At 33.5% G+C, this 20,755-nt stretch carries 19 protein-coding genes and 2 other annotated features; of the genes, 4 read left to right on the forward strand and 15 right to left on the reverse strand.

Going from position 1 to position 20,755, the window contains the following annotated elements; genetic code table 11:
* Positions 1–28: 28 nt before the first annotated feature.
* The 6 genes from ACODS7_RS16315 to ACODS7_RS16340 form a co-directional block, all read right to left on the reverse strand.
* Positions 29–553 (reverse strand): GNAT family N-acetyltransferase, encoded by a 525-nt coding sequence (locus tag ACODS7_RS16315; protein ID WP_243168104.1) that lies wholly within the window; start codon positions 551–553, stop codon positions 29–31.
* Between the two features lie 329 nt (positions 554–882).
* Positions 883–1,533, reverse strand: coding sequence for a type A chloramphenicol O-acetyltransferase (gene catA, locus ACODS7_RS16320; RefSeq protein ID WP_016081684.1), 651 nt, complete (start codon positions 1,531–1,533; stop codon positions 883–885).
* Between the two features lie 761 nt (positions 1,534–2,294).
* A complete protein-coding gene (locus ACODS7_RS16325) occupies positions 2,295–2,765 on the reverse strand; it encodes a DMT family transporter (RefSeq protein WP_029442268.1) in 471 nt (156 codons plus the stop codon).
* Between the two features lie 16 nt (positions 2,766–2,781).
* Positions 2,782–3,477: a Crp/Fnr family transcriptional regulator gene (locus tag ACODS7_RS16330; RefSeq protein ID WP_029442267.1), complete on the reverse strand. Its 696-nt coding sequence runs from the start codon at positions 3,475–3,477 to the stop codon at positions 2,782–2,784.
* Positions 3,478–3,495: 18 nt separating this feature from the next.
* A complete protein-coding gene (locus ACODS7_RS16335) occupies positions 3,496–3,921 on the reverse strand; it encodes a DMT family transporter (protein WP_016081693.1) in 426 nt (141 codons plus the stop codon).
* Between the two features lie 171 nt (positions 3,922–4,092).
* Positions 4,093–4,578 (reverse strand): DUF2798 domain-containing protein, encoded by a 486-nt coding sequence (locus ACODS7_RS16340; protein WP_029442266.1) that lies wholly within the window; start codon positions 4,576–4,578, stop codon positions 4,093–4,095.
* A 212-nt stretch (positions 4,579–4,790) separates the two neighbouring features.
* Between ACODS7_RS16340 and ACODS7_RS16345 the strand changes: the two genes are divergently transcribed.
* Together ACODS7_RS16345 and ACODS7_RS16350 are read left to right on the forward strand one after the other, a co-directional pair.
* The gene (locus ACODS7_RS16345; protein WP_029442265.1) at positions 4,791–5,393 is read left to right on the forward strand and encodes a DUF2441 domain-containing protein; all 603 of its coding nucleotides are present in this window, start codon (positions 4,791–4,793) and stop codon (positions 5,391–5,393) included.
* Positions 5,394–5,414: 21 nt separating this feature from the next.
* A complete protein-coding gene (locus ACODS7_RS16350) occupies positions 5,415–6,368 on the forward strand; it encodes a nucleoside hydrolase (protein ID WP_080681762.1) in 954 nt (317 codons plus the stop codon).
* Between the two features lie 164 nt (positions 6,369–6,532).
* On the opposite strand, the gene ACODS7_RS16355 is transcribed toward ACODS7_RS16350, so the two are convergent.
* A complete protein-coding gene (locus ACODS7_RS16355) occupies positions 6,533–7,399 on the reverse strand; it encodes an MBL fold metallo-hydrolase (RefSeq protein WP_098139203.1) in 867 nt (288 codons plus the stop codon).
* Between the two features lie 155 nt (positions 7,400–7,554).
* Here ACODS7_RS16355 and ACODS7_RS16360 point away from each other — a divergent pair, with 155 nt between their 5' ends.
* The gene (locus tag ACODS7_RS16360; protein ID WP_243168105.1) at positions 7,555–8,292 is read left to right on the forward strand and encodes a ZIP family metal transporter; all 738 of its coding nucleotides are present in this window, start codon (positions 7,555–7,557) and stop codon (positions 8,290–8,292) included.
* A 136-nt stretch (positions 8,293–8,428) separates the two neighbouring features.
* A complete protein-coding gene (locus ACODS7_RS16365) occupies positions 8,429–10,123 on the forward strand; it encodes a pyruvate oxidase (protein ID WP_243168106.1) in 1,695 nt (564 codons plus the stop codon).
* A 45-nt stretch (positions 10,124–10,168) separates the two neighbouring features.
* On the opposite strand, the gene ACODS7_RS16370 is transcribed toward ACODS7_RS16365, so the two are convergent.
* The 8 genes from ACODS7_RS16370 to ACODS7_RS16405 form a co-directional block, all read right to left on the reverse strand.
* Positions 10,169–11,173, reverse strand: a complete 1,005-nt coding sequence (locus ACODS7_RS16370) for an ABC transporter permease subunit (protein WP_098139199.1) — start codon at positions 11,171–11,173, stop codon at positions 10,169–10,171.
* A gap of 1 nt (position 11,174) precedes the next feature.
* Positions 11,175–12,041 carry an ABC transporter permease subunit gene (locus ACODS7_RS16375; RefSeq protein ID WP_016081701.1) on the reverse strand — a complete coding sequence of 289 codons (867 nt, stop codon included), beginning with the start codon at positions 12,039–12,041 and terminating at the stop codon, positions 11,175–11,177.
* A gap of 56 nt (positions 12,042–12,097) precedes the next feature.
* Positions 12,098–13,369, reverse strand: a complete 1,272-nt coding sequence (locus tag ACODS7_RS16380; RefSeq protein WP_254907413.1) for an MFS transporter — start codon at positions 13,367–13,369, stop codon at positions 12,098–12,100.
* A gap of 144 nt (positions 13,370–13,513) precedes the next feature.
* The gene (locus tag ACODS7_RS16385; RefSeq protein WP_029442260.1) at positions 13,514–15,394 is read right to left on the reverse strand and encodes an FtsX-like permease family protein; all 1,881 of its coding nucleotides are present in this window, start codon (positions 15,392–15,394) and stop codon (positions 13,514–13,516) included.
* A gap of 11 nt (positions 15,395–15,405) precedes the next feature.
* Positions 15,406–16,173 carry an ABC transporter ATP-binding protein gene (locus tag ACODS7_RS16390; protein WP_029442259.1) on the reverse strand — a complete coding sequence of 256 codons (768 nt, stop codon included), beginning with the start codon at positions 16,171–16,173 and terminating at the stop codon, positions 15,406–15,408.
* 249 nt (positions 16,174–16,422) lie between these two features.
* Positions 16,423–18,345, reverse strand: coding sequence for a threonine--tRNA ligase (thrS, locus tag ACODS7_RS16395; protein ID WP_043938687.1), 1,923 nt, complete (start codon positions 18,343–18,345; stop codon positions 16,423–16,425).
* A 44-nt stretch (positions 18,346–18,389) separates the two neighbouring features.
* Positions 18,390–18,612, reverse strand: a binding site (T-box leader).
* Positions 18,613–18,648: 36 nt separating this feature from the next.
* Positions 18,649–18,876 (reverse strand) — a binding site (T-box leader).
* A gap of 123 nt (positions 18,877–18,999) precedes the next feature.
* Positions 19,000–19,707, reverse strand: coding sequence for a pseudouridine synthase (locus tag ACODS7_RS16400; RefSeq protein ID WP_029442257.1), 708 nt, complete (start codon positions 19,705–19,707; stop codon positions 19,000–19,002).
* Positions 19,708–19,893: 186 nt separating this feature from the next.
* The gene (locus tag ACODS7_RS16405) at positions 19,894–20,514 is read right to left on the reverse strand and encodes a YdbC family protein (protein ID WP_016081706.1); all 621 of its coding nucleotides are present in this window, start codon (positions 20,512–20,514) and stop codon (positions 19,894–19,896) included.
* Positions 20,515–20,755 lie beyond the last annotated feature (241 nt).

The raw sequence follows: 20,755 nt of genomic DNA on the forward strand, positions 1-20,755 counted from the left end.
CCAATAATTTTTGTGAATGCCATAATTATCAATTCACTTTTGTTTTTAATGCTTTTCCCATTATTACATATGGAACATCATTTTTACTTGGATGAAATGGCTCCAATACATTTATCCAATCTAATCTTTCATATAACGAACGTGCTTTTTCATTGTTTATTTGTGTTGTTAAAACACTCGTTCTATTTGAAACCCCTTCTAGTAATTTATTATGTAATTTCGTTCCAAGACCTTTATTTTGATATTGTGGGTGAACTGCTAACTCTACAAATTCAAAACAATCTTGCAACCATTCGTCTACTTGCTCTAGATGTAACACTTCTCTCATTAATTGATTATAGTACTGTCCCTCCATTGAGCGATAACCATAAGTAAAACCAACTACTTCATTTTCATCATTTATTGCTACTATACCTTTAAAACCTGTATATTCTATATGCCTATTCATTCGCTCGATCATTTCATTGAAATTTGTTTTCTCAAATACTTTACAATACAAATTTGCCATATTCCCAATTAGGACCTCATTTTTTTCAATGCTTACGAATTTCACTTTATTCCCCCCTATTAAAACATTTATATCCTTATTTTTTCAAAACTAAGAAAATTAACACTAATCATTCTCTTTACTATTAAACTACAATCACCCTACATTTTCCACAGTTACTTAGTATTAATGAATAATAAAAAGAGACCATGTAATATAAACATGTTCTCTTCTTTTATTCATTTTCAATTTTATCCCGCTATTTGCCGGGCAGTAAGACCCCCACCTCAAAATTCAGCGAAAGCAAAGAAGTTAGGTGGGGGATCAATTGCCCGTAAAAGCCCGATTGATGAGGACTGATTAAAGTTTCACTTTATATAATTAAAAATTAGATATTACTTAAGCCAATCGTTGCAAGTATTACTTAACTGCTGTAAATCTTCTATAAATTTACTCGCATCATATCCATCACAAACCGAATGATGTACTTGCAATGAAACTGGTAGCATAACCTTGTTTCCTTCGTTAAAATATTTCCCACAAGTTATAATTGGCAATAGAAAATTTTCATCATTATTAATGTTAAGATTAAATCCAGTAAAACTAGTCCAAGGTATGCTAGAAATCGGAAATACATTAGGCGGAATATTTTCTTTTGTGAAAAGACCATGAACACTAGCATAGCATCTCATATCGTCTTCATAATTTTTATAGAAAGTGCGGAAATAACTTGAATAATCCGTCCATATACTTGAAAAAGACTTATCATCTTTATGAAAGATTGTATAACTCGGTATCATTTCCTCCCAATAGCCTAAAACTCCTTCATCGTTAAAACATGTTCGAAATTTTTTATGATTATTTACTATTCTAGAAATTAAATATATAAAAACGGGATAAAATTTTATTCCCTTTTGATATACTTCCTCTAATAACATCGTGATATCAACATTCACAGTCATACTAAATGTACATTTCAACTTTAAATAATGCTCAAAATACTGCTCTCTATTCCAATCTTCTCTATCAATTACATGAAACTTCATTCTAATAGCCTCCTAAAATTTTCTTTTTATTTTAGAAGGCTAATTCCCTTGCTTTCACCATAATTGTTCACTCCTAACAGTGTACATTTCACCCTAATTATTTATTTAATTATATAACAAATGATGAGAATTGTAAACTTAATAAAAATGTTGAAGTTTGTTCATTTACGGTTCAAAAAATAATAAATAAAGAAGAGCTCAATACATTTATACTTAGGTCATAAATGTTAATCTTAATAAAATCAAAGGCAGAAACATAATTGATATGTTCCTGCCTTTTTATTATGAGGTACCGCTACATAGGCATCTGGCTAAGATTTTGAATTACTTCAAAATCAAAAATTTAATCTCACAAGGAATCTCCCTTTTCATTCTATAAACCTATTCGTTTTTACACACCTCTATCCTTGTGCGATTCTAGAATTCTCTTTTGTTATTGGATAGCCGAAAAATTTTATAAAGTGAAACTTTAATCAGTAGGGGTTTTGTTCATCCCCCACTGATTATCAGCCCTCACCAATCGGGTTTTTACGGGCAGCCCGCTCCCCACCTAACTTCTTTGCTTTCGCTGAATTTTCAGGTGGGGGTCTTACTGCCCGTTAATGCGGGATAAAATCTTGCATGCGCTTTACGTGGGAGCTAAAATGTTGAATCTCATCGATTTTCAAATCATGTACACCATCTTGCAACATATATTGAATCACTTACTACTATTTAAATGTATATGTTCTGACCATTAACAGCTTTTACCTTTAAATTCTTTAAACCCTATCCTTTCTTATATGAATAGCTTTCTTATTCGAAAATAGATTTTTAAAAATCCCTACTCCCACAATTAATAAGCCTATACCAACTAATTTATTTATTTGTAATGGCATGCTCTCCATTCCAAATAATCCGAATGTATCAATGCATAATGCAACGACCAATTGAGTAATAAGACTAATTAGCACCGTATACGCTGGACCTAAACTCTTTATTGCACCCAATATACAAATAATTAATCCAATGCCAAACAGTCCACTTACATAAAACAAATAATTTGTAGTATACACTTTAATGTTAATACTGTTTTCTGTAATGATATAAAATAAAATAGAACTAATGAGACCTATTCCAAGGACACATGTAGTCGTTAACCACTGTCCTACATTTTCATTTACTTTTGCATTAAAAACAGATTGTAAGCTAATTAATATTCCTGCTAATATAGCTAAACTAAATCCAATCAAAATCTTCCTCTCCCTTTCATTGCTCATATATATTATCTTTAGCGACTTCCTTCATTCTAGAAAAATCTTTAATTACAATAACTCCATTACTCTTTTCAATTAATTTTTCATTATAAAATCTTTGTAATACCCGAATTACGTGCCTATAACTTACCCCTATAAAATCCGCAATACTCGTTACCGAAGTCGCATCCAAATCCCCTTTGTACATATTCCCGTTACTATCTGTTGAAATTGAAAGTAAATAACTAGCTACACGTACTTCTACAGGATAAAGTAAATTAAGAGCAGTAAAACGAGTCGATATTTTTAACGTGTTCGCAATGTTTTCAAGTAAGAACTTCATAAATATAGGATCATGTAATAACTTGTTTCTAATAACCGTATTAGAAATGGAAATTGCTACAACATCTGAACAAGCTTCAACGACATTATGTGCTTTGCTATTTTGAATTAATTCAATATCACCAACAATTGCGAGTGGATTGATAAAGCGAAGGATTAGTTTCTTCCCTTCAGGTGTAATCGTGTAAACTTTTACTTTACCTTTAACAACAAAATATAAACGATTCATTTCGTCATCTATATTGCAAATAAGCTCGCCTTTTTCAAAGTGATTTAATTGAAAATAAGATGTATCTATTTCTGAAAAAATCTCAAGCGTTTTATTGGTTTTCAAATAATGCGTAATTAAACCTGATCTATCCTCCATATGCATTTCTCCTTTCATTTACATATTAAATACAACAATACCTATAATCATTACTATTGTTCCCACAATATGATATCTCTCCATCTGTATCTTTTTTATATGAAACAGTCCTTTCATTTCAATAACTGTTGCCGTTAACAATTGAGCAACCATTAGTGTGCCAGCTGTCAATGTAACTCCTAGTGAATATATCGCCATAGTTTCTGCACAAATAATGAATCCACCAAATGCACCCGCTACTAAATATACTTTTTTTACACTCTTTAAATCTGTTACTTTCTCTTCTTTCTTTAACAAAAATACAGTTGTTGCAATAATGAATCCAATTAAATGGGTTATAATACTCGTCGACCATATACCGATATGTGAACTAAGTTTCGCATTAAAGGTTCCTTGAAGCGTTATAAATATCCCCGCAAAAACAGCAAATAGAATACCTTTCAAAAAATCATCTCCTCATCCTTTATTTCTGACTTAATTAAAAACCATCATCCTATAATGGCAAAAGGACAAATGTCACATCACTATGAAAATAACTTGGAATGAAAAAAAACACACCTCAAAAATGCGAGATGTGCTTTTCATTATTTATATATAATGTTTTATAAATGAAAATTACGCTACATTAAAAGATTTCTTTTTCATAACAAACTTTGCAAATAAGAAACGTACAAGCGGTCCCATAATAATTAATTGTAATGGATATGCCATTATGAAATTTTTAATAAAAATCGAAAAATAAATTGAAACAAATGAATCTCCTTGTAGTCCACCATGTAAATGCATCATAGCCATACCGAAAAATGACATAAAGAACACCATTCCGATTACCATAGTTGTCGCCATTGCAACGATAATATTTGTTTTCTTAGATTTATCAAATGGCAACATGAATACAATTTTTTTCGCACAAGGTCCAACGATACATATTTCAATTAATAGCGCAATAATAAAGCCAATTAATAGTTCTAATGCAATCTCTTTAATATAAATTGATCCTCCTGTTTCATTCATTAGTAAATTGTAAAACGTCATTACGATAACCATTCCAAGGCACATCATCATGCCAAATTGGAGGTTTTCCTTTCTTGTTGTTGGCAAATTTCATCATCCTTTCTCTTTGAGTCTTTGTCATTATATCGACATTGGAAACCCCTTCGTAAGTGAACATTTTGTGAACAAATTTAAAACGTTTTCATATATTTTCTTTACTTTCAACTCAAATTCTCACTTTTACTTATAAAGGTTTTATATATTTCAATGTTGAATTACTAAATTTAACATTGCATTACATTATTACTAGGAGGATAACCATGAATGAAGCAGAATTTTACGCATATCACATCGTAACAAGGAAAAAAATGCATATCGGACAAATGATTCCTTTTAACAAAAATCAACAAAATACTCTATATCACTTCTTTTTTGAAAGAGAACAATTAAATGCTAATGGTGAAGATGGCATACAAATTTTAAATAATCACTATAAAAATGACGAATTACATATAAATAATGAAAATGCTACAGTAGTTATGAGTTATATGGATCAAACAATTAGAGCAGTTAGAGAAACAATTGTAGAAATGGTTAGACTACAAGAATTCCCTGAATACCCTTCCAGGTTATCTTGTTTATACGCTTCAAAAAGCTACGAAGATGCTTTAAAATGGAAAGCATTATTTGATTCTTACAATCGAGAAGTTTTACAGATTGTTAAACTACGAGTAATCGGAAGTTCTTTTGAAGGTGACGGTAATCTTTTACCGAAAGAAGATGGTATTCCTTTTTCTCAAAAAATCCAACAAGCTAGAGAGTATTGGAAAGGAAATATTAGAAATGAGCTTCCTGAGCTACTGATTAATGGAGAAATTGAAGTGGTGGAAATTATTGATGACTTTTCCTCAATTCATATTTAATTTCTAACTAAATTATATAGGATGGAGATTACAATGAAGAAAAAAGTATACTTCAATCATGATGGCGGCGTAGATGATTTAATTTCATTATTTTTATTACTTCAAATGGAAAACGTTGAACTTACCGGTGTATCTGTTATCCCAGCAGACTGCTATTTAGAACCTGCAATGTCTGCAAGTCGTAAAATTATTGATCGCTTCGGCGAAGGTAATATTGCAGTAGCCGCTTCAAACTCTCGTGGGCAAAATCCGTTTCCGAAAGACTGGCGGATGCATGCATTTTATGTAGATGCTTTACCAATTTTAAATGAGGCTGGAAAAGTTGTAACACCTGTAGCAGCAAAGCCTGCACATCACCATTTAATAGAAACGCTTCTACAAACGGAAGGAAAAACAACTTTATTATTTACCGGGCCCCTAACTGACCTTGCTCGTGCATTATATGAAGCTCCCATAATTGAAGATAAAATTGAACGTCTCGTTTGGATGGGTGGTACATTTCTTACAGCAGGCAATGTACATGAACCAGAGCATGATGGAACAGCTGAGTGGAATTCGTTTTGGGACCCTGAAGCAGTAGCTCGTGTATGGGATGCAAAAATTAAAATCGACTTAGTGACACTAGAAAGTACAAACCAAGTTCCGTTAACTATAGACATACGTGAACAGTGGGCAAAAGAGAGAAAGTATATTGGTGTTGATTTCCTTGGTCAATGTTATGCAATGGTCCCCCCTCTCGTTCACTTCTCAACGAACTCTACCTACTATTTATGGGATGTACTAACTACCGCGCTTGTCGGAAACACTAGCCTTGCAAAAACTGAAACGATTAATAGTATTGTTCATACATATGGACCTAGCCAGGGGCGTACAGAGGAAACTGCTGATGGACGACCTGTAAATGTCGTTTATGATGTAAAACGTGATGTATTCTTTGAATATATTACTGAATTAGCAAAGAAAGCTTCTACTTGAACCACTATCTATACGAAAAATAAATAGAATAAAATCACTTCAGACGATGAACCCCTATATTTAGAATTTGGTTGAAACTACATATTTAACTATTGAAAAGAGTATTGAATTAAATTTCAATACTCTTTTTGTGCAATTTAATTATATTGGATTAATGTAGTGTCTTATTGATTATTCATTTCATAACCATTGACAAAATAAGTTATTGTTTCTAACTCATCTTCATTTAATTCTCTATCTAGTTCTTGTTTATACGCTGCCTTTATCTTCTCTTCATCACCTTTATGAGCTTCTGTATAAGTTCCTACTGTTTTTAACATACGAATCTCTTGTAAAAACTCCTCTCGATTTATCGCTTCCCCATGAGAGAGAATATATGTCTCAGCATCAAATTTCTCTAATTCATCTATCAATTTAAACGTTCTTTTCGTCGTATAGTTCCACTTCGAAGAAAAAATATCTGCATATATACAGTCTCCTAAAAATAATATCTTTTCTTCTTTCACGTAAATAACAACTGAATCATGTGCATGATCTCCACCCACATGTTTTAACACGCATGTCACTTCACCAAGGTCTAATTCAATTTGATCCTGGAACGTTAAAGTTGGAGGAATGATTTTAATATTTCTCGCTTTTTCTTCAAACTCTTTTTTGATGCAATCCGCACAAAATGCAATTTCAGTACCCTCTTTTACGCGTGCGTCCAAAGCTTCATCTGTCCATTCATAAGAAACAAGTGTACTCATCTCTTTTTTCGTTTCAGAATGTGCCATAGACAATGCATCTTGTAGTACAGGCAATCCAAAAATATGATCCCAATGCCAATGGGTTAGTGCTACGAAATCTGGATTCGATACATTTTGTTCTTTTAACATTTCTAAAAATAATTGTGCATGCTCCTCTGAATTCCCTGCATCGATCATTAAAGTTTTTTCTTGTCCAACAACCATTCCTAATATAGGTCTATCTGTTTCAGAAACAGGTGTCATATACCAAAATGAGTTTCCTATTTTTTTAATTTGTTGCATAACCAATTCCCCTTTTCATTTTCTCACTTAAATTTAATATATAAATTATAACGAATCACTACTTTTTTCTCTATAATCAAACACAATTACTTGGACTAATCTAACTTTCCTTTTCGTAAGCTAAAAATAAGGGAATAGAATCGGAGTGTGATACTATGGAACGTTTATGGATCCCAATGATTGTAACATTTTTTTCGTTCGGTGGATTACTATTAGGAGGTGCTGTTGGAGTAGCAACACGCCAACTCATTGAAGAAAAAATGCATCGTTTATATGCATTATGTGGCGGTATTTTGCTTGGGCTTTTATCCCTTGAAATTATTCCTGAAACATTTTCAAGCTACGAAATGATTGGGCCTATACTTGGTATAGCCATCGGTATTTTAGTTATGAGCTTATTAGATAACTATTGTCATCATCCAACGATACATAAAAAAGATCAACAAGCATGGCAAACTTTCCTTTTTCTCTCTTTCGCTATATTTATTCATAATTTGCCGAGTGGATTTGCATTAGGTACAGCTTTTATAAATCATAATGATTCTGCCATTCCTTTCTTACTTGCAATTGTAATTCACCATATTCCAGAAGGCTTAGCATTAATTATCCCCTTTCTCTTTACAAAGCATAAATATATTTCCTTTTTATTAACGACTTTATTACTTTCTCTTATTCTTGGTACTGGCACAGTTTTTGGCATTTTGATGGAAGGAAAAGCTCTTCACCTGCAAGGCCTCATTATGGGAAGTGCTATTGGTTCACTTGGATATGTCACAATTCATGGAATGCTTTGGAAAGCTAAGAAACAGCTCTCTTTCCTTACATTTCTAATGTGGGCAACTAGTGGTTTTTTACTAATAACATTGTTCACTTTATTCGCTGGTCATCATTAAAGTTGCTAAAGTGAAAATTTTGTGCCTCCCAAACTGATTCTTAGATCACAAATAACCAGATAAATTTTCTTATTTGTATATTTTTCCTTTTTATCCAAAACATAATGTTATCTACCTATTATAAGGAGGAACAATTATGTTTGGAAAAACAGCCGGTGAAGCATTAGTTGATTTATTAATTGACTGGGGAGTAGAACATATATACGGTATGCCTGGTGATTCCATCAATTCTATTATTGAAGCATTAAGAAAAAAACAAGATAAAATTAAATTCATTCAAGTTCGCCATGAAGAGGCTGGTGCATTAGCAGCAGCTGCCTATGCTAAGTTAACAGGAAAACTCGGCGTTTGCATGGCAATCGCAGGACCTGGAGCTATTCATTTATTAAACGGTTTATATGATGCGAAACTCGATAAAGCTCCTGTACTAGCAATTTCAGGTCAAGTAGAAACCGATTTACTCGGAACGGATTTTTTCCAAGAAGTAAACTTGGAAAGAATGTTCGATGATGTCGCGGTTTATAACCAGCGCATTATGTCAGCAGAACAACTACCTGCTGTCGTAAATCAAGCGATTCGAATGGCTTATACGAAAAAAGGTGTATCCGTTCTTACGATTCCTGATGATGTCCCGAAATTCGAAGTGAAAAATGGTGCTCGTATTACAAATACTTCTTTTACTTTACCTGAGTTGTTTCCACAAAAAGAAGATTTAGATGGAGCAAAACTCGCAATAAATGAAGCGAAAAAGCCTGTGATTTTAGCAGGAAAAGGAACAAAACATGCGAGAGAATCTTTACTTGCATTGGCAGAACATATTGGTGCTCCAATCGTACTTACATTACCTGCTAAAGGAATTATTCCTGATGAGCATCCTCTTTGTATCGGTGGATTAGGATTAATCGGAACGAAACCTTCTTATGAAGCAATGAAACATGCGGATACTTTAATTATGGTTGGTACTTCTTATCCGTTCACTGGTTTCTTACCTGAAAAAGCTAAAACAATCCATATCGATACAGATCCTGCCCAAATCGGGAAACGTTATGCAACAGATATTGGCTTAGCTGGTGATGCTGATAAAACATTGCGATGGTTAATTGAAAATGTTGAAAAAAACACAGACCATTCCTTCTTAGAACATCATCAAGAAATGATGAAAAAGTGGGAAGAAAAATTACACGATCAAGAAGAAGACTCTTCTATTCCAATTAAACCACAACGCGTTATGCACGCTCTGCAGCAAGTAGCACATGATGACGCAATTCTATCAGTCGATGTCGGAAATGTAACAGTATGGACCGCAAGACACTTCCGTATGACAAACCAGCAATTTGTCATTTCAAGCTGGCTCGCAACACTTGGTTGCGGTTTACCTGGTGCCCTTGCTGGAAAAATTGCATTCCCGGATAAACAAGTATTTGCAGTTTGTGGTGATGGCGGATTTGGAATGACGATGAATGATTTCGTAACAGCTGTAAAATATAAACTACCAATCGTTGTCGTCGTATTAAATAATAATAAAATCGCGATGATTAAATTCGAGCAAGAAGTTATGGGTAATATCGAATTCGAAACAGACTTAACGAACCCTGATTTTGCAAAATATGCAGAGGCGTGTGGAGGTATTGGATACCGTGTTGAGAATTTAGATGAACTACTTCCCGCTTTCGAAAATGCAGTAAAACAAAATAAACCGTGTATTATTGATGTAGATGCTAACGAAGCACCAATGCCAGCAAAAATCACATTTGGTCAAGCCGCTGGTTATACGAAGCATATGATAAAAGAATTATTTGAAGAAGGTAAGATTGATTTACCTCCACTATAAACGAAAAAAGATAGCTGAAAACGATTTGTCTTCAGCTATCTTTCTTTACTTTTGTATCTCCCTATAAAAAGAAAAGTCATTCATAGTTGGTTGTACTTGTTTCTCTACTTGTAATTCTTTATTCTCCCTCTCTGTCCTTCTCACATTTCCTAACTTAATCGCATCTTGCATACTATTACTAATTAAGTTTCCAGCTAAAATTGTCATACTATAAAAAGCAATCGGTATAAGTACAATCCATGTATGAGTAGTTAAGTGGCGGAAGTTTTGACCAATTAGGCCGGTCCATTCTTTTGTTACACTATCTGGATCCATTCCACTGAAGGTTATTGTTCCACCAAAAAATAATTGCAACAAACCAAGGTGTAAAAGAAGTAATAAAGTACTCACAAATTGTTGTGCTACTAATAAAAAAAATGATGGCAACATATGAGGCCATATATGGCGCTTCAACCTCTGCCACTTACTCCCGCCAAGCACAGTGGTTGCCAACATAAATTCTTCTTTCTTAATACGTTTAACTTCTTGCGCTACATACAACATAACTGTTGGTACAGCAAGACATGTAAGAACTATAATTTGAAATGTCACCCGCAAATACAACGGCACAACTTCCGCTCCACTATCAAACGTTAAAACTTCATTTAACATAAAATAAGAAATCATAACCATCGGTACAATACTAAAAGGATCAAAAAAGGATGAGATAACCGGAAAAGATCGCTTACCATACATACCAAGAAGTAACCCAATCCCTCCTCCAACTATAACTCGTAAAGTTGCTATAATTATACTCGCTCCAACTGTCCATTTCGCGCCTTCTATTATTAATTGGACAAGGTCACGGCCTTTCGTATCACTTCCGAACCAAAATTTACTTGATGGCGAAAATGGGGCTGCCTCTAGTTCTCCTTTTTCGTTATACATCATCGTAAGTTCACGAATATTCCCATCGAAAAATAACGTATATCCAATACTAATAATCATTAGTACACTCAGAAAAGTAACACCTATCCAAAATCTCACATCTCTTTTTACAACTTGCCACATGTTACACACGCTCCCTTATAACATTTTGTAAAAGCGTATGTAATATACGAAATAGTATAAAAAGTGGAACGTATAATATAACTAGACTCACTGTAAATATTTCTAATTTAGAATTTTCTTTTACAAAAACAAACATTCCATATGTATTGAAAATCCATTCGATAATATATAAATTGGATAGCATAAATAAAATGTTTGTTTTCGCATAGTAGATTGTTGTCAATAAAACATTCCTTGAAACGTGATGTGTTAAAATATGCTGCAAACTTAGTCCTTTACTCTTCGCAAATATACTATAATCTTTCTCCATTTCTTCTTTAAAACGTAATAACAATAGTTTAATAAATAATAACGTTGTTGGTATTGTAAGACATATAATCGGTAACAATCGTACTCTCTCTTCTCCTAATCCAGCAAGTTTTATTGGCATAAAACCTGTTTTTTGAAAAACAATTACGACAAGAAGTTGTGATAATAAAATAAGTAATATATCCGGTATACTCTCTAGCGTAAGAAAAACTCCATTCCACATTTTTTGCTTCATATGAGAACGCTGCAATACCCAAACAACAAGTACATACGCTATAAGCAAAGATAGTAAAAAAGCTGATAGAAATACAAGCATAGTTTCACTATAATGAATCCATATTTGTGGAAATAATTTCCTCGAGTCTCGAAATCCAAATGTAATTTCCCATGGTCGGAGTAACTTTCCCCCAATAAACACAATCGTGTTCCAAAAACCGATTAAATCAATTTGCAATCCCTTAAATAATCGAGGGAGCGCACCTAAACAGATTATACATAGAATTGCAGCTAATAATTGTAAACAAGTAATCCAACACCACTTGGCAGTTCGCATGAACATAACTATTACCCCTTACCATTCGATAGAATATCTAGAAACAAAAAGAGCTAAATATGTCACATCTCTTTAGCTACAACATGTACTCGCTTTTGCCCACTAGGTAAAATAGCTTGGTATAGACACGTAACAAAAAATAATAAACCAAATAAAATAATATACAAAGTATCCGCCTCAATCCATTTCGGGAATAACATAGCTATCGCTCCAAGAGATAACAATTGAAACCCTGTCGTTAATGGACTTAGCAAACTTTGAACACGCCCCATAAACGATTCTTCTACGATTTCATACATCCATCCTGATATTGCAACATTAATAAACGGTAAAAAGAATGTCGCTAAAGCGATACATACATAAAAAGACCATACGTAATTTACAAAGTAACACATACCAAAGAAGACTCCTGAGCCTGCCATACCAAAAACTATAATAGATTTTGGCGCATATTTCTTACCTATACTCGTTGCTACTATGCTTCCAATTAGTAATGAAATCCCTCCAACTACACCGCCCACCATCGCTAAACTTTCATACGTTTCTGGAGCTAGTTTGTATTTTAATATGTAAGTAGTGGATACACTTAAAACACCATTTAATAATCCAAATACGATAAATCCTAAAAGTAATTTTTTTAAAGTTTCATTTTGGTATATATACCTAATCCCTTCTTTAAACTCTGTTATTAACATCTTCAAATTAACTTCTTTCCATTTTGTTCTACCATTTGGTAAACGAACTTTTTCTGGAATGGAGATCGTTTGAATCAAAATACCACTCATAATAAAAGTGAGCGTATTTACTAAAATGCTCCCGTAAATTCCAAAAGTCCAGTACACCATCGTTGCAATTCCTACACCAAACAAAGCATACAAACTATTTACCATTTGATTAATACCCGCTGCTGCACCGTATTGGTCTGATTCAACTACTCCCTGTATCATCGATTGTTCTGCTGGAGAGAAAAATTGTATACACGCATTTTCCAAAAATAAAAATATAAAGACAAGTATAATCATCCCGTAATAAAGCGAAATTAGGATTCCAATATTACAGAGCGAGCAACATATGTTACTTACTGTACATATACGTTGTCTATCAAATCGATCCACTACTGTCCCTACCAATAGAAAAAAGATTAATGCAGGTAATGCAATCATAATTTGTGTCATCGTTGCGTAAACTGGTTGTTTTCCGTATTGATCTAGCAAATAAAACATTAAAGAAATTCCAGCAATCATAGAACCGAGTCGCTCTAAAATATTTGCTAGAAAAAAACGTGCATACACTTTGTTGCGAAATAACTGTAGCATTTCTTTCATACTTCGTATCCTTTCTCTCGACAAAATAGTATTATTTCAGTCATTTATTGGAAGTTACATTATCTTTTTCGACCATTATCCAATCTTTTCCTTCTTTATAAAAAACATAAAAAAAAGAGCCCTTATTCTCAACACAAGGACTCTTTTCATAAACTATTTAGCTACCTCTTCTTTCGGCATTACCATACCTTTATAAAGTTGAACAGTTATCCAGTAATAAATGAAATAAATGACTAAGAAAATTCCTATTGGCACCCACACTTTCACAAACGGGTCAACTAATATAAAGCTAAATAAGTTAAGCCCTACTAAAACGTGAGAAATGCCAATGATCGCTGGGAAGATAAATAAATATGAAATTTCTTTATATATACTTTTCGTTAACATACTACGTCTTACGCCGATTTTTCGTAACATTTCATAACGTCGTACGTCACGAGAAGCACCTGTTAATATTTTGAACATTAGTGAACTTGCCATCATTGCTAAAAAGGCAATTCCGAGGAAGAATCCCATAAACATTGTTCCGCTCATGAAGCTGTTCATAAACTGATAAATTGTCATTTTCGTAAATAAGTCTACCTTTTCACCTGTTGCTTTTTCAATTTGTGCTTTTTGTCTCTTGTCTATTTCGATCAATAACGGTTTATATTTTTTCATATCATCTACTTTTGCTAATGTTACAGTGTGTTCTGTTCCTTGAATTCCTTTATAATGCTCTTCGTCTGCAATTCTTACTGGTTTTCCGCTAAATTGATTATGCGTAATTTGTATCTCTCTTACAACTGCGTCTTCCCAATCCTTTGGCATACGAGGGAATTTTGCTAATTCAGGAGCCTCTAAAGCTGAATATACAGGTTCAGTTAAAGGATCAGTCACACGTTTACGAACAGGCTCTTTTAACGTTTTTGTATCAAAATGGTCTGAAACAAGTGGTGGTTTCGCAGTTAAGTCGTTACGTAAATAATAAACCGCTTCTCCATCTACTTTATATTTGTACTTGCTTTCTTCAACAATTTCCATTTCTTTTAAGGCAGCTTTGTCTTGATCATTCGGATCATGAATTACAACATCATATACACGAGAAAAGTCTGTCATAATACCTACATTTTTTTGGAAAGCCATACCTGCCGTCATCGCACCTGCGCCTAATGCAATTAACATCGCTACAGTACCTAATACTCTCGATAAACTATTTACTCGAAAGCGTAGCTGTGCATATGTAAAACTATTTAAGCCCGTTTCATTTCGTTTTTTATTCCCCTTAATTTTCATCACAAAAAATGGGAGTAATGAACTAAAGATAAAATATGTTCCAAGTGTTGTAACGATGGTTGCTATAATAAAACCTAATTCAGCATATATTTTTACATTGATCATAAAATAGTACCCTGTACTTACTAGTAATACACCAAGTACTGTCATTATTATAATGCGAGTTTTACTTTTCTTCACTTCATCTAGTGTTTCATCTTCACGAATTAACTCTAGTTCAGTTTTACGTAACAATCGGACACTGTTCATTAAGCCAGTAATGAAAAATAGTATTAAGAAGAAAATAGCTGTAACTAAAATTGCTGGTGTGTATACAGATGCGTAACTACCTTTTGCTGAAATTTCCATTCCATTCATTAAAAAATTCCCTGCTACACTTGCAAGTAACATCCCTACTAAAATACCGATAATAATACTGACAATACCCATACCGAATGTTTCAATAAATAATAACTGTGCTACTTTTTTCTTTTTCGCACCAAGCATCATGTACATACCGAGTTCTTTTCTTCTTAACGTGAGCAAGAAAGAGTTGGCATATATAATATAAAATACAGTAATGAAAGATAATAGTATTGCACCTACCCAAAAGACGAGTCTAATACTACTAATTAGACTATTATCTTTCGTAAATTCACTATTCATCGCCATTGTTTGGAACATGTAGAAAATACTAATACTAATAACGAGGCCAATAAGTAAAACCATATAATCTTTTAACATCTTTTTCATACTATGACGTGATAATTTAAATAACATAGTTTCGCCCCCTACTTAGACTCAGCAGCTGAGCCCATATGAGCGAGCACACCTAAAATGTCTTGATAGAAATTCTCTCGAGTGCCTTGACGATTTAATTCTTTATAAAGAAGACCATCTTGAATAAATAAAATACGCTCACAATAACTTGCACTAAATGCATCGTGTGTAACCATTAAAATACTTACATTATGATTTTCATGTAAATCTTGCATTGCTTCTAATAAACTTTTTGCGTTTTTACTATCAAGCGCACCTGTCGGTTCATCTGCTAATACAATTGCTGGATTATGTACTAAAGCTCGAGCTGCCGCTGTTCTTTGCTTTTGTCCACCAGAAACAGCAGTTGGATATTTCGTTAAAATTTCAGTAATCCCTAATTTCTTCGCAACCTCATTTACCTTTCCAGTAATCTCACTTGAAGGTACGCCTTGCAAAGAAAGTGGCAAAGCGATATTTTCATAAATTGATAAGTTTTCTAGTAAGTTAAAATCTTGAAAAATGAAACCTAATTTTTGAGATCGAAAATCTGATAAAGCATTCCCCTTCATTGAAGTAATATTTGTGCCAGCTATTGTCACACTGCCACCTGTCGCTTGATCCAGTGTACTAATCACATTAAGTAGTGTCGTTTTCCCAGACCCAGAAGGACCCATAATCCCGACGAATTCCCCTTCCTTAATATTTAATGATACGCCCCTTAACGCTTTTGACTGATTCTCATTTCTTTTCCCATACGTTTTTTCTACACTTTCTACAGTAACTACATTCATTGACATCTCTTTCACTCCATCCCTTTTGTATAAATTTAATTTCTCACATATTTCTTATTATTTTGTCATGTAAATTCTTAAGAATTTTTTAATTATTCATTCAATAAGGTTTACACCCGTAACATGAACCTATTTCCTACTTCATATTCTCATTTTTCTACAACTCGTTCCCTCGATTTCGCTTACATTTACCTTACATTTTTGTAAGATAAAAATGAAAACACACTAATTTCTAATAGTGTGTTTTCTTTACAATCAATATTTTCTATTCTTTATTTCTTCTTCAATACTTGCCACAAATACATCTAGCACAACAACTTCTGACTTCTCTTCCCCATATTTACGTACATTTACAGCTCCATTTTCCATTTCCTTATCCCCAATAACAAGAACATACGGTACTTTTTGCATTTGTGCTTCTCTTATTTTATATCCTAATTTTTCATCTCGTGCATCCTGTTCAACACGAACTCCAACTTTTGCTAATTTATGTGCAATCTCATTGGCATATTGTTCATGTACTGCATTTGAAACTGGAATTACTTTCACTTGAACTGGTGCCACCCATGCCGGGAACGCACCTCCAAAGTGCTCAATTAATATTGCTAAGAAGCGATCTAATGACCCTAAAACTGCCCTGTGAATAACAACTGGTCTTTTCTTATCATTATTTTCATCTATATAATTTAAATCAAATTTCTCTGGCATTTGGAAATCAAGCTGGATTGTTCCGCACTGGTGACTTCTATTTAAAGCATCTTTAATATGAAAATCAATTTTCGGCCCGTAAAATGCACCGTCACCTTCATTTAGTCTATATTTATAATTTAGCGATTGTAATACATTTTCTAATGCTGCTTCTGCTTGCTCCCATAATTTATCGTCACCCATTGAATCTTCTGGACGAGTAGAAAGCTCTACTTCATATTCGAATCCAAAAGTTTTATATACGTAATCAATTTGCGCCATTACGGATTTGATTTCATCTTCAATTTGTTTTGGAGTTACAAATAAATGTGCATCATCTTGGCAGAAAGTACGTACTCTTAATAATCCGTTTAACGCACCACTAAATTCATGGCGATGTACTTGACCAAATTCACACATACGAATTGGTAATTCGCGATAAGAATGCAATTTATTTTTAAACATAAGCATGTGCCCTGGGCAGTTCATCGGTTTTAATGCAAAACTTTTATTATCCACTTCTGAGAAATACATATTATCTTTATAATGTCCCCAGTGCCCTGATCTCTCCCATACTTCTTGGTTCATCATGAACGGAGTGCGTACTTCTTGATAATTGTACTCTTTTTGAATTTCTCTTAAAAATGCTTCCAATTCGTTACGAATAATTTGTCCTTTCGGTAAATAAAACGGCATTCCCGGAGCCTCTTCAGAAAACATAAATAACTCAAGCTCATTGCCTAACTTACGATGATTTCTTTTTGCTGCTTCTTCAACGAAATGTAAATACTCTTCTAATTCTTTTTGGGAAGAGAATGCAACACCATATATACGCTGAAGCACTTGGTTATTACTATCACCTCGCCAATATGCCCCAGAAACTTGAGTTAATTGAAATGCTTTCAAATAACCTGTTGATGGTAAATGTGGTCCTCTACATAAATCTACAAATTCACCTTGTTTATATAGTGTTACACTTTCCCCACTAGGAATTGCTTCTAAAAGTTCTAATTTCAAGCGATCGTTCATTTCTTGAAACAGTTTTGCTGCTTCTTCTCGAGAAACCTCAACTCGTTCTATCTTTATATTTTCATTTATAATCTTTTTCATTTCTTTTTCGATTTTTCGTAAATCTTCTACGTTTACACTACTTGGAAGATCCATATCATAATAAAATCCATTTTCAATAACAGGCCCCACCCCAAGATTTATATCACCATACATTCTTTTTACAGCTTGCGCTAAAATATGTGCCGCGGAATGTCTTGCAATTTCTACACCTTCATTTGAATCTATAGTAACGATTTCTACTTCCGCATTTTCTTCAATATTTCGGCGTAAATCATATAACCCATCATTTACTTTCCCTGCGACTGCTTTCTTTTTCAAACTACTGCTAATGGATCCCGCAATTTCTTCTAAAGTAACTCCATTTACAAATTCTTTAACGCTACCATCTGGAAATTTAATTTCAATCATTTGCTCTTTCATTTTTCATCTCTCCATTTCATAATAAAAAGCACACTCATCCCTAACATAGGGACGAGTGTGCTTTTACCCGTGGTTCCACCCAGATTCCCATTGTAAACATACAATGGCTTCTTTTACGGTAACGTCGTTTACACGGCACTAGATACTTAATTTCCCCAGTGCAGCTCTAAGGTGGTAAGTTATTTTTCTGCGTTAGGAAGTTCTCAGCTTTCCTTCCCTCTCTGTATAACCGGGTAAAATAACTCGTGTCCTTTTCTTCGCTTATTATGAAATTGAATGCAAAAAAGCATATTCATCCCTAAATATAGGGACGAATATGCTTATATCCGTGGTTCCACCCAGATTCCCATCACAAAAAACATAATGGCTTCTTTTGCGATAACGTCGCTTACACGGCACTAGATACTTAATTTCCCTAGTGCAGCTCTAAGGTGGTAAGTTATTTTTCTGCGTTAGGAAGTTCTCAGCTTTCTTTCCTTCCTTCTCTGTATAACCGGGTAAAATAACTCGTGTCCTTTTCTTTGCTTTTAAAAGTACATCCATTAATTGTTATTTACTATATCTTATTCATTTTATTTTTGCAAGTGTTTAAAAATGATTTTTTTTTAATAAAAAAAGAAACCAAAAATAGATTTTTGGTTTCCCTTCGCAATTTTACCAATCTTGTGGTTCGTAATTTAAGTCTGCAAATAGACGTCTTTTCTCTTTCTTCGATAAATCTCTCCATTGTCCAACTGGTAAATTATTCAATTCGATATTCATAATTCTCGTACGTTTTAACGTGTATACTTGATAACCTAAAGCTTCACACATACGGCGAATTTGACGATTTAGCCCTTGCGTTAAAATAATGTTGAACTCATATTTTGATAACTGTGTGATCTCACAAGGAAGTGTTTTTGTACCTAGAATTTTAACACCCGCTGCCATTTTCTCTAAGAAATCAGGAGTAATTGGCTTATCTACTGAAACGATATATTCTTTCTCATGTTTGTTTTCAGCACGTAAAATTTCATTAACGATATCACCATCATTCGTTAACAAAATTAAACCGTCTGAGTCTTTATCAAGACGTCCAATGTGACTAATTCGTAAAGGATGATTCACTAAATCGATAATATTACCTTTTACTGCTTTTTCACTCGTACATGTAATACCTACTGGTTTATTTAAAGCGATATATACGTGATCTCGAGCAATTCGAAGCTGCTCTCCATTTACTCGTACATCATCACCTGGATTTACTTGGTCACCAATTTTTGCAACCTTACCGTTAATAATTACTCTTCTCTCATTAATTAGTTTATCCGCTCCACGTCGAGACGCTTTTCCAGCTTCACTAATAAATTTATTGATACGCAAATTAGGCACATCCTTTTCTAAAAAAAATTTCAAGCTCACACTGCTTCTACCGTACAATACAAAAGGGTAAGCCTCCTATTATAACTTAAATATATTAACATGAAAGGGTATATAACGTCTTCAATTAATTACTTGTTTATAAGAAAATATCGTTATTATACAATCATTTATGCACTTTTTCATCGTTTAATATACAAGCCATTCTTCCTTACATACAGCTTGTTTTCCTTTTATCTCTTCTATATCTTCATGAATATTAGCTAATTTATATAAATCTGGGAAAATCTCTTCCACATAATGTTGGTGCGCTATTTCATCTTTCCAATACGTTAATACTATGTAACGATTTTCATTTTTTAAAGACTTTCCAACTACTCCACCTAGCATTCCTTTTGCTTTTTCCATTCCTTTATTCCAAATTGTTTCTTGCTTATGTAAAAAATGCTTTTCCTTTTCCAACTTTACATCACATATAGCAACTCTTACGAATGCTCCCTCTACTACAACGTCTTTCAAATGCATATCAGTTATATCATACAACGTTTGAAATAATTCAATTTCACATGAAAGAAACGTATCCTCTTGATTACTATTTAAATAAATTGTATCGTGAGCACCATTCATAAATGATTGATATGCACTTCTATCTTCCCATAAAGTAAATACACATGCCTCATCTTCATTCCATCCACCAAATTGTCCATGAAAACCATCTAGGTGCTGTATATCACGCCATTTTTCTTGCGCACTGGAAAACAATTCTTTTTTCTCTTCTTCCACCTTACAGTAGATTGTTTTTAGTAACATTTTTAATTCCCCCTTATGATTCGATCCATTTCCCACTCGCCATACTTTCTATTTTTCCATATACACAAACGTTAATTTTTTTGTTATCAACTCCATTACTTACTCGAAATTTGATGACCTCCGTAAATGTTGCAAGTTGATTACCGGAATACTTACCGGGTAAAAATACATCTAAAATATAAAAATTAAAATCTCTTGCTTTCTTATCCTGCTTATAGTTTACATAATATAATTATGTATT

It is taken from the genome of Bacillus sp. FG16 (genome assembly GCF_057809515.1).